The following is a 12,705-nucleotide window of genomic DNA, read 5'->3' on the forward strand; positions in this document are numbered from 1 at the left end:
CGCACCGTCGGATGGGCCTTAAGTGACCCCGCGTTGCTATCAGTGTCAGCTGTCCAGGAACGCGCGGTATAGTTTGGCCGCCTTGTCGAAAGCCGCCTGACCAGCGGGTCCCAGTGGCCGGGTCTCGTCAAAGAGTTCAGCCACGACGGCGGCGCTCCGGATCGAGCCGGCTCGCGCCCACGTGCCGATCACTTCTCCCCCTGCCACGACTGTCTTCTTGAATACTCCGTTGCCGCCCGGGACGATCTTGTTGGCGTGCTCCGGCGCCAAGACGAGGGTGCGGTCCTGGTAGCCCAGCACAAACTCGTCGAAGCCCGCCAGCAGGAGGACAGACCGCTGTCCGGGCACACCGTCGTCGAGCATTGACGCAGTCTCCGGTGACATCCAATAGCTGGCACCCCCGAATTCCAGCTCCACCAGCTGCCCGCTGACGAGCTCAAACGCGGCCCGCACGTTGGTCAGGGGAATCTGCGTCCACCACGCGAAGTCGCGGACGCTGGCAGGGCCGTGGCTGCGGAAGTAACGCAGCATGAACTCGGCGGTCGCTTCCTGCTGTTCAAGGTCCCGAGACACCGGGATCCAGTCATCGAAGGCCACCAGCAGCTGCTGGTTCCCGGCCAATGGTCCTTGGACCAACCATCCGTGCCGACACAACGTCCCCAGGATATGGATCCCGCGCTGACCGGTGGTGGGCTGCCCGGCTGCCGCAAACACGTCAAAGGCTTCGGTCCGGCTCACGGGACCGCCGGCCGCGATCCGCTCCAGGGCTACGTCGCGGCATTTCTCGATGTCCGCCCATGTGATGTCCAGTTCCCGGTGCCGGCCGGCAAGGATGCGGCTGAGACGCTCGGTGGTCAGGCCCAGCATCCAGCGCAGATCCTCGGGAGCCACGAAGTGCAGCGTGCCGCGCATCGGCCAGGACCGGACCACGCTGCCACTGTCCAGGGCTGCCCGGACGTCCGTCAACCCTGCACCCGGAACGCGGAGGCCGATGGCCCAGAGCGCGGCCTGCAGGTCCTGCGCCTGCGTGGCCGTCATCCAGCGGACCGCATCCTCAACCGAGCCACGTCCGGGGCCGATGAGTCCTTGAGAGGCAAGGCGCAACCTGCCCATCACCTTGGGGCTCACGCGGTTCAAGGCCATGTCCTCATCGTAGGACCTTGCCCGATAGGGTGTAACCATGACTTTGGGGAGTTTGTGGCACTTGTTCGCGCGCGGAACACAGATATCGCTGCTGGCAGGGAGCATTTCGGTCCTGGCCGGCCTGGCCATCGGCCAGGCCCCGGCCATTGGATTCCAGCCCGGGGGAGACGGCGGGGCACCCCTGGAACTCTTATTGCCTTCCCTGTTCCTGTCGCTGGGCGGAGGGTACGCCGTACACTTTCCCGGCATCCGGGTGGGCCGCGGCAAGGTCCGCATTTTGCGCGACTGGAAGATCAATCCCGTAAGCGGCCGGCTGCTCTGGATCCTCGCCCACGCCACCGCCACGATCGGTTTGGTGGCCTGTGTCCTCGCTGGCAGGCTGACGCTAGAGCGCCAGGCCAATGAGCAGCGGTTCCGGGTGAAGTTCAATGCCAAAGCGTTCGACGACGCCGGCGCGCACCTCGCGCGCGATGGCCAGCATGTCCGTGGCGCTGGCGGAGCCACGGTTGGTGATGGCCAGCGTGTGTTTCGTGGACAGTGACGCCCGCCCGCCGGAGGCGCTGACCCCCTCCAGGCCATAGCCCTTGCCGAACCCTGCCTGGTCGATCAGCCACGCGGCGGACAGCTTCACCAGCCCGTCCGCCCCGGCGGGGTACTGCGGCGCGGACTCCGGCAGCGTTGCCGCCACGTCCAGGGGGACTATCGGGTTGGTGAAGAACGAACCAGTGGAATAAGTGTCCCGGTCGGCGGGGTCGAGGACCATGCCCTTGGAGGCACGCAACCGCAGGACTTCCCGGCGGACATCGTTGGAGTAAGCCCGTTTGCCTGCCTCCACACCGAGTGAGCGGGCCAGTTCGGCGTAGCGGATGGGCGCGCTCATCCGGCCCAGCGGGAGCTGGAATTCCACGGTCAGCACCACGTAGCGGGGTGAGCCCTCGACAGTGGTCTGCTTCAGAATGGAATCGCGGTAGCCGAACTTCAACTCGGAGTTGGTGAAGGTCTGAACCGAGTTCCGGCTCCGGTCCCAGGTGCGTACCGCCGCGATGGTTTGGGAGACGTCAGATCCGTAGGCCCCGACGTTCTGCACCGGCGTGGCGCCCGTGGCGCCCGGGATACCGGACAGCGCTTCAACGCCGGACCAGGCATGCAGCACGGCGTGTTCCACCAGGGCATCCCAATTGTGGCCGGCCTGGACCACCACTGCCACGCCGCCGCAGGAATCCTCGGCGTTGACGGTGAACCCCTGCGAGGCGATCCTGACCACGGTGCCGGGGAAACCGTCGTCGGAAATCAGGAGGTTGGAGCCGCCGCCGATGATGAGGACCTGCTCCCCCGCAGCGTCCGCCGTGCGGACGGCGTCGATGATCTCCGCCTCGGTTGTGGCCTCAATGTACTTGCCGGCGGGTCCTCCGACGGCGGCGGTGGTCAGGGCAGAAAGCAGGGTGGAAGTCACCTATCCACCCTAACTTAGGGGAAACGCTATGAAAGTTTCCGGGCCACCGGCGAGAGCAGGAAGGTGGCCACCAGCATCACCATCACGGCCAGCAGCGAGTGCAGGATGCCCACGTGTTCGGCCAGCAGCCCCAACAGCGGCGGCCCGCACAGAAAGGCACCGTAGCCGATGGTGGAGACCACGGAGACGCGGGCCGCGGCCTTGGCGGGATCGTCGGCGGCGGCGGACATACCCACCGGGAACCCCAGTGAGGCGCCGAGTCCCCAGATGGCCAAGGCCACAAAGGCGATCCACGGAACGGGGGCGAACACAAACACGCCGAGCCCGAACACTGCCAGCGCGGCGCACCAGCGCATCACCGGGACGCGGCCGAAGCGGTCCAGGACCACCGTGCCGGCGAAGCGTCCGATGGTCATGAACGTCACGAAGAGCCCGTAGCCCGCGGCGCCGGCAGCGTCGGTCTGGCCGTGCCCGTCGGCGAGGGCCAAGGCCACCCAGTCCCCTGCCGCACCTTCGGCCAAGGCAAGCCCCAGGACCATGACTCCGAGCAGCAGGGTGCGCCGGTCGCGCCAGGCATCCGCGATCTTGCGTTTGTTGTCCAGCGGGGCCCCGGAACCGTCAGCCGGCGCGCCGGCGGTGACAATGGGGATCGGGCCGGTGAACGGATCCTCGAAGTTGTCCGGGACGTACTTCCGCTCCCCCGCGACCGGGGTGACATCTGAACGGAACCAGGCTGCCGCCGTCGTCACCGAGACGGCAACCACGACGCCGGCCGACACCAGGTGCCAAAACACCGGGACGGAGGCGGCTGCGGCCCACGCCCCAAGGCCTGCACCTGCCACGGTGCCGAGGCTGAACGCGCCGTGGAGCCGGGGCATGATGTGCCGGCCCACCGCGCGTTCCACCGAGGCACCCTCAACATTGGCGGCCGTACTCCAGCTGGCGGAGCCCAACCCGATGACGGCAAGACCCGCGGCCACCGCGACCGGGGTGGCCAGTACCGATGTTCCAAATCCGGCGATGGCCATGCCGCAGCCCACCATGATGGCGCCGGCACGAATGGTCCGTTTGGAACCCAGGCGGAGCACGATCAGCCCCGACGCGGACACCGAGACGAACGACCCCAGCGTCATGCACAGCAACAGCAAGCCCACAGTGCCGGGGGTCAGGTCCAGCCCGTCGCGGATCGCCGGAAGCCGGGATACCCAGGATGCGAAGGCCAGTCCGCTGCCGGCGTAGGCAACCACCACGGCATTGCGCCAAGCCGTGACCTCGGCCGAGGCAGTTGTGTTCAGGGTCAAAGGATCATGAAAGCCTGACGACGGCCTGGGCCTTCATCAGCACTTTCTGGCCCGCCGCAACCACGGTGAGGTCAACGCGGGCGGTGCCGGCCTCGGCGTCGAGCTTTCCAATGGCGCCGCTGACCTCGATGATGGCCCCGGCGTCCGGGGTTCCGGTGGTGTCGGTGACCAGGACCGGCCTGGTGAAGCGGGTCTGGAAGTCGACGACGGCGGCGGGGTCGCCTGCCCAGTCGGTCACCAGCTGCACGGCGGCACCCATGGTGAACATGCCGTGGGCGATGACGCCGGGCAGTTCCACGCCGGTGGCGAAGGCTTCGTTCCAGTGGATGGGGTTGAAGTCGCCGGAGGCGCCGGCGTACTTGACCAGGTCGGTGCGGGTGACCTCGATGGTGCGGCTGCCGATGTCCTGCCCGGCGCTGAGTTCGTGGAAGCTGGGGCTCATTGTTACTGTCCCTCTCCGCGGACCAGGATGGATGACGTGGTGGTGGCAACTGCCTCGCGCGGTCCGTTGCCGCCGTCGGTCAGGGCAAAAATTTCCTGGCGGGTGGTGATCATGGCCCCGCCGCCCATGGCCCGGACACCGTCAACGTGCAGTTCGGCAACCAGGCGGTCGCCGGCAAAGATGGGGCGGTGGTGGATGAAGCGCTGGTCCGCGTGGACCACGCGGGAGAAATCGATGCCGGCATCCGGATCCTCGATCAGCTGGGCATCGGCGCGCTGGGCGATGATGATGGCGAACGTGGGTGGTGCCACCAGGTCTTTGTGCCCCAGGGCCTTGGCGGCCTCGACGTCGAAATGGGCTGGGTGCGTGGCCTTGACCGCGCGGGCGAACTCGCGTATCTTCTCGCGGCCGACGTCGTAAACCTCTGCGGCAGGGTAGCTGCGGCCCTGCAGGTCCGGATTGATAGTCATGGCCTCAAGCCTATCGTTGCCCGGCGTCCGGGAGGGCCTTGCACCACCTTGATATGATGAATTAATCATTCCATCAAGTAGTTTTACCAGGAGCGCCGCCCATGTTGTCTCCCGCCCAGGCTCCGCTCTACGAGATCAAGGCCAACCTGTTCAAGGCCCTTGCCCACCCGGCACGGATTCGAATCCTGGAACTGTTAGCCGCCGCGCCGGAGAACACGGCTGCCGTGAGCTACCTGCTCGCTGAAACCGGGCTCGAGGCCTCCCACCTCTCCCAGCACCTGGCCACCCTGCGCAAGCACAAAGTGGTCACCTCAGTGCGGTCCGCCAACTCGGTGACGTACCGCCTGGCACATCCGATGATCGCCGAATTGCTGGCCATCGCCCGGATCTTCCTCCTCGACGGCCTGGCCGATTCCAACGCACAGCTCAGACTCGCACAGGGCCTGCCCAGCGAGCATCTGAAACGTTCAGATTCATGAGGGCCGCCTTGGCGCACCTCAGCCGGTTCCTGCCGTCCCGCCGCGACTATGACGGGCTGCGCTCGTCATGGAAAACGGATCTGCTGGCCGGCACCACGGTGGGGATTGTGGCCCTGCCGCTGGCCCTGGCGTTCGGAGTAAGTTCGGGCGTCGGCGCTGAAGCCGGACTCATCACCGCCGTTGTGGCCGGGCTGGTGGCGGCCGTGATGGGCGGCTCCCCTGTCCAGGTATCGGGCCCCACAGGCGCCATGGTGGTGGTGCTTGCCCCGGTAGTGGCAGTCCACGGCACTGGCAGCGTGGCGCTGCTGTCCGTAATGGCGGGACTGCTGGTATGCATCCTTGGAATCAGCGGCCTGGGCCGGGCCGTGGCGTTTATCCCCTGGCCGGTGGTGGAAGGCTTCACGCTGGGAATAGCCGCCATCATTTTCCTCCAGCAGGTTCCGCTCGCCACCGGTACAGCCGGGATCCCGGGGCACAACACGCTTCTGGCCGCCTTCGAGAGCACCTCCCAGGCCACCTTGCCCGCGGTTCTTCAGACGCTCGGCGTCGTGGTGGGTGTGGCCGCCGTGATGCTCCTGCTTGCGAAGGTGAACAAGTCCCTGCCCGCGAGCCTAATCGCAGTACTGCTGGCCACTGTGGCGGCTGAGCTGCTGCGGCTGGACATTCCACGGATCGGCACCCTGCCACATTCCCTGTCCGCACCGTCGATGCCGTCCCTTGATCCGGCAGTGCTGGGCGGGCTGCTCATGCCTGCGGTGTCCATCGCAATACTGGCCGCCATCGAGTCCCTGCTTTCCGCACGCGTGGCAGCCGGCATGGTTGGCCCTGGCGGGAGGCCCTCCGGGGCGTACAGTCCGGACCGGGAACTCATGGGGCAAGGACTGGCCTCCGTTGCGGCGGGGTTCTTCGGCGGCATGCCGGCCACAGGCGCCATCGCCCGGACCGCGGTCAACGTACGCTCCGGAGCCAAGACCCGGCTCGCTGCGATTGTTCACGCGCTCGTGCTGCTGGCCATCATCTACTTGGCGGCCAGCCTGGTAGGAAAGATCCCGCTGGCGGTCCTGGCCGGGATCCTGATGGTCACGGCAACCCGCATGGTGTCACGGCACACGGTCACCGCCATCATGCGCTCCACCCGGGCCGACGCCTTTGTGTTCATCCTGACGGCGCTTATTACCGTGGCCTTCGACCTGATAGTGGCCATCGAGATCGGGCTTGTCGCCGCGGCCCTCTTTACGCTGCGGAAGTTCGCCACGCTCAGCAGCGTAAAGCGTGAAGAGATTCCAGGACCGCACGAGGAGGGGGACGAGCACATCGCGCTCTTCAGGCTGGACGGGGCCATGTTCTTCGGCGCCGCGGAACGCCTCCTGCAGGAAATCAGCCAGGTCCGGGACATCCAGGTGGCAATAATCCGCCTGTCACAGGTCCGGATGCTCGACGCCACCGGAGCCCACATGCTGGTGGAGGTCATCTCCGCGCTGGAACTGCGCGGCGTGACAGTCCTGCTGAAAGGTGTTCAGCCCCAACACCTCGAGCTCGTGACCAACGTCGGCGTAATCCGCTCACTGCGGCACCACAAGCACCTGTTCACGTCCCTGCCCGAGGCTGTGGAACACGCCCGCAGCCACGTACGCCGGAACGCTGCCGCTAACGCTTGAGGTTCTTCCGGATGGTCTGGCCGCGCACCACAATCCCGGCGACGTGCAGGAGGAGGCCGAGACCGATCAGCGGCAGGGAAGCTATGGCCAGGCCCTGGTTTCCGGAGGTGTTGCCGATCAGGTTCAGGATGATCCCGACGCCGATGAGGCCCATGGCGCCGAACACCAGGACTTTGTACGAGGTGGGCGCTGACTCCCAGAATTCTTTGAGCACCGTGACAGTCTACCGAGCACGTTCAGAACAACGGTTCCTGCACTGCCGGAACCTCCGCGACGAAGGTCCCCAGGGCGATGGTCCGGGCAGCCGGCCGGCCAACGTCCACCGCAAACTCTGGCCAGCAAGCGCGCGGACCGCGGCCGCGTGCCGCCGTCGTGCCCTAACGACTGCGGGGCGCCATCCCCAAAGACCCCGTGAACCAGATAGCGGGTATCGGTCACGGGGTCTCTCGTGTGCTTTGGGTAAAACGGGTAGCGCTACAGCGCCGGCTGAACGCCGAACGCCACGGCGAGTTTCATGATCTTTTCGGCGCGGCCCAGGCGGGGCAGGTCCGAGCCGTCGCGGATGACGCGGCCGTTGGCCTCGAAGTCGGACATAAAATCCGTGGCCCAGGCGACGTCGGACGGCGTGGGGCTGATGACCTCGTTGATGACATTCGTCTGATCGATGGCCAGGCACAGCTTGCCGGTCATGCCCATCATCACGGTGATGCCGGTCTGCTCGCGCAGGATGGGGTGGTTGGTGCCGACGGTGGGGCCGTCGATGGGGCCCGGAAGGTTGCCGACGCGGCTGGCAACCACCAGCTTCGCGCGCGGGTAAGCCATGGCCTCCGCGGTTGCCGCCATGCCGGTGTCGCGGCGGAAGTCACCTGAACCGAAGGCCAGGCGGAAGGCACCCTGGGCCTTGGCGATGTTGTTGGCTTCCTCGATGCCGAGAGCAGATTCCACGAGCGGGATGACGGGCGTCTTGCCGTCCATCCGGTGGAAGCTTTCGGTCACCTGGTCAGCTGATTCGGTCTTGGCGAGCATCACGCCCAGCAGTCCCGGCGTCCCGCGCAGCCCTGCAAGGTCATCGGCCCAGAACGGGCTGGTGGCATCGTTGATGCGGACCCAAGCCTGGCCGCCGCCGCTGAGCCAGTCAATCACGTGTCCGCGTGCCTCGTCCTTTTGCGACGGGTCCACGGCGTCCTCGATGTCCAGGATGATCGAATCAGCGCGCGAAACAGCCGACTGGTCAAACAGGTCGGTTTTCATCGCGTTGACCAGAAGCCACGAACGGGCGATTTCTGCTGGGATGTTGCGCTTAGGCCGTAAGGTCTCGGTGGCGGTGGGTGACGTCATACTACTACCGTATCTGCCCGGGCCCCGCCAGCGCTAAGCCATGGCACCGGACGTGCCGAACAATACAGATGCGACCGGGTTGCTCCCCACCCGGAGGACGAGCTGACCCACAGGGTTGGGCCGGCTCAATTGCCCGTGAGTTCCGCGTACAGCTTCCGGACGCGGGTGCTGATGTCGTCGCGCACCAGACGCATACGTTCCATGCCTTCGATGCCCCGGGTGGAAGGTTCGTCGGTTTCCCACGTTTCGAAGCGGGTGCCTTTGCGGGGTTCGAGTTTGGCTTCGGTGCCCAGCACGATAACGACGTCGACGGCCTCAAGCACCTCGTCAGTAACGGGCTTGGGGTGCTCCCCCGTAATGTCGATGCCGAGTTCGTTCAGGGAGTCCACAGCCTCGTTGTTCAGGCAGCTGCCCGGCTTGGTGCCTGCCGAGTGAACGGTGACGTCGTTCCCGGCGAGATCCCGCATGAGTCCGGCCGCCAGTTGGGACTTGCCACCGTTCTTGCTGCAAACAAACAGGATGCGGGGAGCGTTGGTGCCTTCGGTCATGAGTTGATGTCTTCTTTCTTTTCTGCGGAGCGGCCGTGCACCAGCCCGGTAAGGAATCCAATGCGGACCGGTTCGGGTGCGGCGCAGCAGCCGCTCTCAGCCGAGCCGCCAAGATGCGCTGCCGAGGCCGCGGGGACGTCGCAGCTGGTGCCGCCGTCGGTGGAGCACACCCCGGTTTCGGGGAGCTCCAGGTGAACAGTGTCCGCCGCGGCCTGGTCGCCGGCGAGAGCCGCGGCGACGGACCTGACCTGTTCGTAGCCCGTGGCCAGCAGGAACGTCGGGGCACGGCCATAGGACTTCATGCCGACAATGTAGAAGTTTTTCTCCGGGTGGGCGAGCAGCCTGGCACCGTGCGGCTGGACCGTGCCGCAGGAGTGGAATTCGGGGTCGATCAGCGGCCCCAGCCGGACGGGTGCTTCGACGGCGGGGTCAAGGTTGAGCCGGAGTTCGCGCAGGATGCCCAAGTCCGGGCGGAAGCCTGTGCAGGGGACAATGATGTCCGCGTTCAGGGTGCGCCCGTCGACGGCTTCTACGCTCACGTGGGTATCCAGGGTGTTCAGCGACGAGATCCCGACGCCCGTATGCAGTTCGATGGTTCCGGCCTCGACGAGCCGGCGGAGCCGGGATCCGAGTTGGTCGCGGGCGGGCAGGCCATCGGCGTCTCCACCGCCGTAAACCTTCTCGCCGGAGGCACCGCGCACGGCCCATAGGATGGTGGTTCCTGGCGCTTCCTTGGCGAGGTCGGCCAGATTGATCAGCGTGTTCGCGGCCGAATGTCCGGCACCGACCACAAGCACCCGGCGGCCCGCGAAGGAGGCGCTGTCCCGTCCTGTGACGTCCGGCAGCGGAGAGGAGATCCGGCCAGGGGCAGTGTCCTCGCCGATGGCGGGCAGGCCGGAGGTTCCCAGCGGGTTGCGCGTGGACCACGTGCCGGAGGCGTCGACGACGGCGGCCACGGTGTGGTCACGGACCTCGCCACCGTCGTGTTCGACCCGGACGATGAAGGGCGCGGCGTCGCGGCCCCGGACGTGGGTTTTGTCCATGCCCTGGCGTGTCACTGCGATGACCCGTGCGCACGTCTGGAGTCGGGAGGAGATCTCCGGCGTCGCGGCCAGCGGGGCAAGGTAGAGATCAATCAGCTCACCGCCATAAGGGAGTGCCGTCAGGCGGGGGGTCTCCCAGCCGGTGGGTTCCAGCAAACGCACTGCTGCGGCGTCGAGGTTGAACCGCCACGGCGAGAACAGCCGGATGTGGCGCCACTGTTCGATGGCGGATCCCGCCGTCGGGCCGGCTTCGAAGATCAGCGGCTCGAGGCCGCGTTCGAGCAGGTGTGCCGCCGTGGCCAGCCCAACGGGGCCGCCGCCAATGATTGCGACAGGAAGGTTCTTCACCGGATCCACGCCCTCTGGTTTTGTCGTTTCCATCAGCTGTTCGCCGGGATCAGGGACTCGATGAGTCCTTCGATGCGGTTCTTGATTTCGTCGCGGATGGGGCGGACCGATTCGACACCCTGGCCGGCCGGATCCTCCAGGACCCAGTCTTCGTAGCGCTTGCCCGGGAAGTACGGGCATTCGTCGCCGCAGCCCATGGTGATCACGACGTCGGACTCCTTGACGGCCTCTGTGGTGAGGACCTTGGGGATCTCGGCAGACATGTCGATGCCAAGCTCCGCCATGGCCTCGACGGCGGCCGGGTTGACGTTGTCGGCGGGCTGGGAACCGGCGGAGCGGACCTCGATCCCGCCGTTGGAGAGTGTGGCGAGGAAGGCGGCGGCCATCTGGGACCGGCCGGCGTTGTGGACGCAGACGAACAGAACGGAGGGCTTTTTGACGGTTTCGGTGCTCACGTGGTTCTCCTGGGATCAAAACATTGATACTTGTCGATACAGTGAGTATCGGATTATATATTGACGCTTGTCAATATCTAGTAACGACTAGGCGGCGCGCAGTCGGGGCGCCAGGTCCCGGACGCGGTGGGAGATGTCGGTAAAGGCATCTTCAAAGGCCTCCCTGGTGTTCAGTCGCAGTGGATCCGGAATTGACCAATGGATACCGCGACGACCGGAGAGCTCCTCGTGGGCGTTGTCGCACACGGTCACAACGAAGTCGTCGTCGCGCCCCACATCCTCCAGCCGGCGCGGGGAAACGTGGGCAAGGGCCACGCCGTGGCGGCGGGCGACATCGATGGCCCCCGGGGAAATACTGCCCGCCGGATGCGTTCCGGCCGAGATGCAGGGAATTCCGCTGACCTGATTCCAGAGCGCGGCGGCCAGTTGCGACCGGGCACTGTTCCGCGTGCACAAAAAAAGCACGCGGCTGGCCCCGCGCCCGGCCCCCGGAGCGAGCCCTTCGAGTGCATCGGCGGCGAGCCGGAAGTAGCTGCGCCGCCTGTCCGCTTCTGAGCGGTGGCGGGTCGCCAGGCCCGCCCCCTCCAACGCGCGCAGGTGATGGGAGAGCAGATTTGACGGCATCCCGAGCTCGGCCTGCAGTTCCGTGGGGGAAAGGTCGCCCAGTGTCAGCAGGTCCACGATGCGCAGCCGTGCGGGATCCGCGAGGGCGGCATGCTTGGCAACCCGCGCCTGAAAGGCTTCAGCTGGCTCAGTATTCATTGGTTCAATTTTGACTGAGATAATATCTTGGGTCAAGCTAGTTGGCATGACTTCCAATCAGCCGCCGCTGTGGCGCCGCGCCGTCGCCGAACTGCTGGGCACCGGCCTGCTCGTCACCATCGTCGTCGGCTCCGGGATCGCGGCACAGCAGCTATCCCCCGGTGACGTGGGCCTACAGCTACTGCAAAACAGCACCGCCACATTCCTGGGATTGACTGTATTGATCCTCATCCTCGGCCCCGTCAGCGGCGCACACTTCAACCCCGCGGTCTCGCTCGTGGACTGGGTCCTGGGCCGGCGCCGCGGAACCGGGTTGACACTGCCGGAGCTCGGCACCTACGCGATTGCACAAACCGTGGGTGCCATCGGCGGCAGCGTGCTCGCGAACGCCATGTTTGAGGTGGGAACCTCCATCTCGATGAAGGACCGTGCCACCACCGGGCACCTGTTGGGTGAAGTCGTCGCCACCGCAGGACTCGTCCTGCTGATTTTCGCTCTGGCCGCTACCAACCGGGGCGCCCTTGCAGCTCCGGCGGTGGGTGCCTACATCGGCGCCGCCTACTGGTTCACGTCCTCGACGTCGTTCGCGAACCCGGCCGTGACGGTCGGCCGCATCTTCAGCGACACCTTCGCCGGCATCGCACCGGGCTCCGCCCCCGGCTTCGTGGTGGCGCAGCTGCTCGGGGCAGCCGTAGGTCTGGGGCTACTGCTCATCCTGTTCCCCTCCGCCGCGAACTATTCGGACGACGTCGTTCTGCCGCGCTCGTCAGAAAAGGCCAGCTCCTAGTACGGCCCGGCCGGCCGGGTCGGCATGGTGCCCCTCCCGGCAGCGGAGCCGCGACGGAACCGCGATGCTTATACATTGATGACGGTCAATATTCAGGCATAATGGGTACATGAACTTGATGCCCCTCCTCGACCAGGCCACGGATGACGCCTGCTGCACCCCGGCAGGGCCGACTACACTGGGGGCCGAGGAAGCGAAGCAGAAAGCCCTGGTCTTCAAGGCGCTGGCCGATCCGAACCGGCTGCGCCTGCTTTCCATCGTCAAGGCCGACGCTTCCGGTGAAACCTGCGTGTACGACCTGACGGCACCGCTGGACCTGGGCCAGCCCACGGTCTCCCACCACCTGAAAATCCTGGTGGAGGCAGGGCTGCTGCACCGCGAAAAACGCGGCACCTGGGCCTACTACTCCCTCGTCCCCGGCGCCCTCGACGTCGTCGCCGGCATCCTGGGCAACTTATGACCCCCACGATGATCCTGC

General features: G+C 66.3%; 15 protein-coding genes. 4 read left to right on the plus strand and 11 right to left on the minus strand.

The window, feature by feature from the left end; translation table 11 throughout:
• Positions 1-45: 45 nt before the first annotated feature.
• From FYJ92_RS14155 to FYJ92_RS14175, 5 genes are all read right to left on the minus strand, one after another.
• The gene (locus FYJ92_RS14155) at positions 46-1,143 is read right to left on the minus strand and encodes a winged helix DNA-binding domain-containing protein (RefSeq protein WP_185261259.1); all 1,098 of its coding nucleotides are present in this window, start codon (positions 1,141-1,143) and stop codon (positions 46-48) included.
• A 385-nt stretch (positions 1,144-1,528) separates the two neighbouring features.
• The gene (locus FYJ92_RS14160; protein ID WP_185261260.1) at positions 1,529-2,596 is read right to left on the minus strand and encodes a UDP-N-acetylmuramate dehydrogenase; all 1,068 of its coding nucleotides are present in this window, start codon (positions 2,594-2,596) and stop codon (positions 1,529-1,531) included.
• Between the two features lie 26 nt (positions 2,597-2,622).
• Entirely contained in the window at positions 2,623-3,897 is a 1,275-nt protein-coding gene (locus FYJ92_RS14165; RefSeq protein WP_370525990.1) for a sugar MFS transporter, read from the minus strand.
• 4 nt (positions 3,898-3,901) lie between these two features.
• Positions 3,902-4,339 carry a MaoC family dehydratase gene (locus FYJ92_RS14170; protein WP_185261261.1) on the minus strand — a complete coding sequence of 146 codons (438 nt, stop codon included), beginning with the start codon at positions 4,337-4,339 and terminating at the stop codon, positions 3,902-3,904.
• Between the two features lie 2 nt (positions 4,340-4,341).
• Positions 4,342-4,809: a MaoC family dehydratase N-terminal domain-containing protein gene (locus FYJ92_RS14175; protein ID WP_058931676.1), complete on the minus strand. Its 468-nt coding sequence runs from the start codon at positions 4,807-4,809 to the stop codon at positions 4,342-4,344.
• A gap of 101 nt (positions 4,810-4,910) precedes the next feature.
• Here FYJ92_RS14175 and FYJ92_RS14180 point away from each other — a divergent pair, with 101 nt between their 5' ends.
• Positions 4,911-5,288, plus strand: a complete 378-nt coding sequence (locus tag FYJ92_RS14180) for a metalloregulator ArsR/SmtB family transcription factor (protein ID WP_185261262.1) — start codon at positions 4,911-4,913, stop codon at positions 5,286-5,288.
• On the plus strand, positions 5,285-6,946 hold the full coding sequence (locus FYJ92_RS14185) for a SulP family inorganic anion transporter (RefSeq protein ID WP_185261263.1): 1,662 nt from the start codon (positions 5,285-5,287) through the stop codon (positions 6,944-6,946). The genes FYJ92_RS14180 and FYJ92_RS14185 overlap by 4 nt, the downstream gene beginning before the upstream one ends.
• Here FYJ92_RS14185 and FYJ92_RS14190 read toward each other — a convergent pair.
• From FYJ92_RS14190 to FYJ92_RS14215, 6 genes are all read right to left on the minus strand, one after another.
• Positions 6,936-7,160 carry a DUF3188 domain-containing protein gene (locus FYJ92_RS14190; RefSeq protein ID WP_185261264.1) on the minus strand — a complete coding sequence of 75 codons (225 nt, stop codon included), beginning with the start codon at positions 7,158-7,160 and terminating at the stop codon, positions 6,936-6,938. The genes FYJ92_RS14185 and FYJ92_RS14190 overlap by 11 nt on opposite strands.
• 260 nt (positions 7,161-7,420) lie before the next feature.
• Positions 7,421-8,284, minus strand: a complete 864-nt coding sequence (locus FYJ92_RS14195) for a CoA ester lyase (RefSeq protein ID WP_185261265.1) — start codon at positions 8,282-8,284, stop codon at positions 7,421-7,423.
• Between the two features lie 125 nt (positions 8,285-8,409).
• Positions 8,410-8,832: a low molecular weight phosphatase family protein gene (locus FYJ92_RS14200; protein WP_185261266.1), complete on the minus strand. Its 423-nt coding sequence runs from the start codon at positions 8,830-8,832 to the stop codon at positions 8,410-8,412.
• A complete protein-coding gene (locus tag FYJ92_RS14205; protein ID WP_185261267.1) occupies positions 8,829-10,256 on the minus strand; it encodes an FAD-dependent oxidoreductase in 1,428 nt (475 codons plus the stop codon). Before FYJ92_RS14205 ends, FYJ92_RS14200 begins: the two co-directional genes overlap by 4 nt.
• Positions 10,256-10,678: an arsenate reductase ArsC gene (locus FYJ92_RS14210; RefSeq protein WP_185261268.1), complete on the minus strand. Its 423-nt coding sequence runs from the start codon at positions 10,676-10,678 to the stop codon at positions 10,256-10,258. Before FYJ92_RS14210 ends, FYJ92_RS14205 begins: the two co-directional genes overlap by 1 nt.
• A gap of 87 nt (positions 10,679-10,765) precedes the next feature.
• A complete protein-coding gene (locus FYJ92_RS14215) occupies positions 10,766-11,440 on the minus strand; it encodes a helix-turn-helix domain-containing protein (protein WP_185261269.1) in 675 nt (224 codons plus the stop codon).
• A 46-nt stretch (positions 11,441-11,486) separates the two neighbouring features.
• On the opposite strand from FYJ92_RS14215, the gene FYJ92_RS14220 reads away from it, so the two are divergent.
• A complete protein-coding gene (locus FYJ92_RS14220; RefSeq protein ID WP_185261270.1) occupies positions 11,487-12,227 on the plus strand; it encodes an MIP/aquaporin family protein in 741 nt (246 codons plus the stop codon).
• A gap of 109 nt (positions 12,228-12,336) precedes the next feature.
• The gene (locus FYJ92_RS14225) at positions 12,337-12,687 is read left to right on the plus strand and encodes a metalloregulator ArsR/SmtB family transcription factor (protein ID WP_185261271.1); all 351 of its coding nucleotides are present in this window, start codon (positions 12,337-12,339) and stop codon (positions 12,685-12,687) included.
• The last annotated feature ends 18 nt before the right edge of the window (positions 12,688-12,705 follow it).

The organism is Pseudarthrobacter sp. NBSH8 (assembly GCF_014217545.1).
GTDB lineage: Bacteria > Actinomycetota > Actinomycetes > Actinomycetales > Micrococcaceae > Arthrobacter.

Bases quoted from the DNA above. Each gene is read 5' to 3' on its own strand.
- FYJ92_RS14155 (WP_185261259.1), bottom strand. From the start codon at position 1,143: ATGGCCTTGAACCGCGTGAGCCCCAAGGTGATGGGCAGGTTGCGCCTT.
- FYJ92_RS14205 (WP_185261267.1), bottom strand. From the start codon at position 10,256: ATGGAAACGACAAAACCAGAGGGCGTGGATCCGGTGAAGAACCTTCCT.
- FYJ92_RS14195 (WP_185261265.1), bottom strand. From the start codon at position 8,284: ATGACGTCACCCACCGCCACCGAGACCTTACGGCCTAAGCGCAACATC.
- FYJ92_RS14180 (WP_185261262.1), top strand. From the start codon at position 4,911: ATGTTGTCTCCCGCCCAGGCTCCGCTCTACGAGATCAAGGCCAACCTG.
- FYJ92_RS14200 (WP_185261266.1), bottom strand. From the start codon at position 8,832: ATGACCGAAGGCACCAACGCTCCCCGCATCCTGTTTGTTTGCAGCAAG.
- FYJ92_RS14225 (WP_185261271.1), top strand. From the start codon at position 12,337: ATGAACTTGATGCCCCTCCTCGACCAGGCCACGGATGACGCCTGCTGC.
- FYJ92_RS14170 (WP_185261261.1), bottom strand. From the start codon at position 4,339: ATGAGCCCCAGCTTCCACGAACTCAGCGCCGGGCAGGACATCGGCAGC.
- FYJ92_RS14215 (WP_185261269.1), bottom strand. From the start codon at position 11,440: ATGAATACTGAGCCAGCTGAAGCCTTTCAGGCGCGGGTTGCCAAGCAT.
- FYJ92_RS14220 (WP_185261270.1), top strand. From the start codon at position 11,487: ATGACTTCCAATCAGCCGCCGCTGTGGCGCCGCGCCGTCGCCGAACTG.
- FYJ92_RS14175 (WP_058931676.1), bottom strand. From the start codon at position 4,809: ATGACTATCAATCCGGACCTGCAGGGCCGCAGCTACCCTGCCGCAGAG.
- FYJ92_RS14185 (WP_185261263.1), top strand. From the start codon at position 5,285: ATGAGGGCCGCCTTGGCGCACCTCAGCCGGTTCCTGCCGTCCCGCCGC.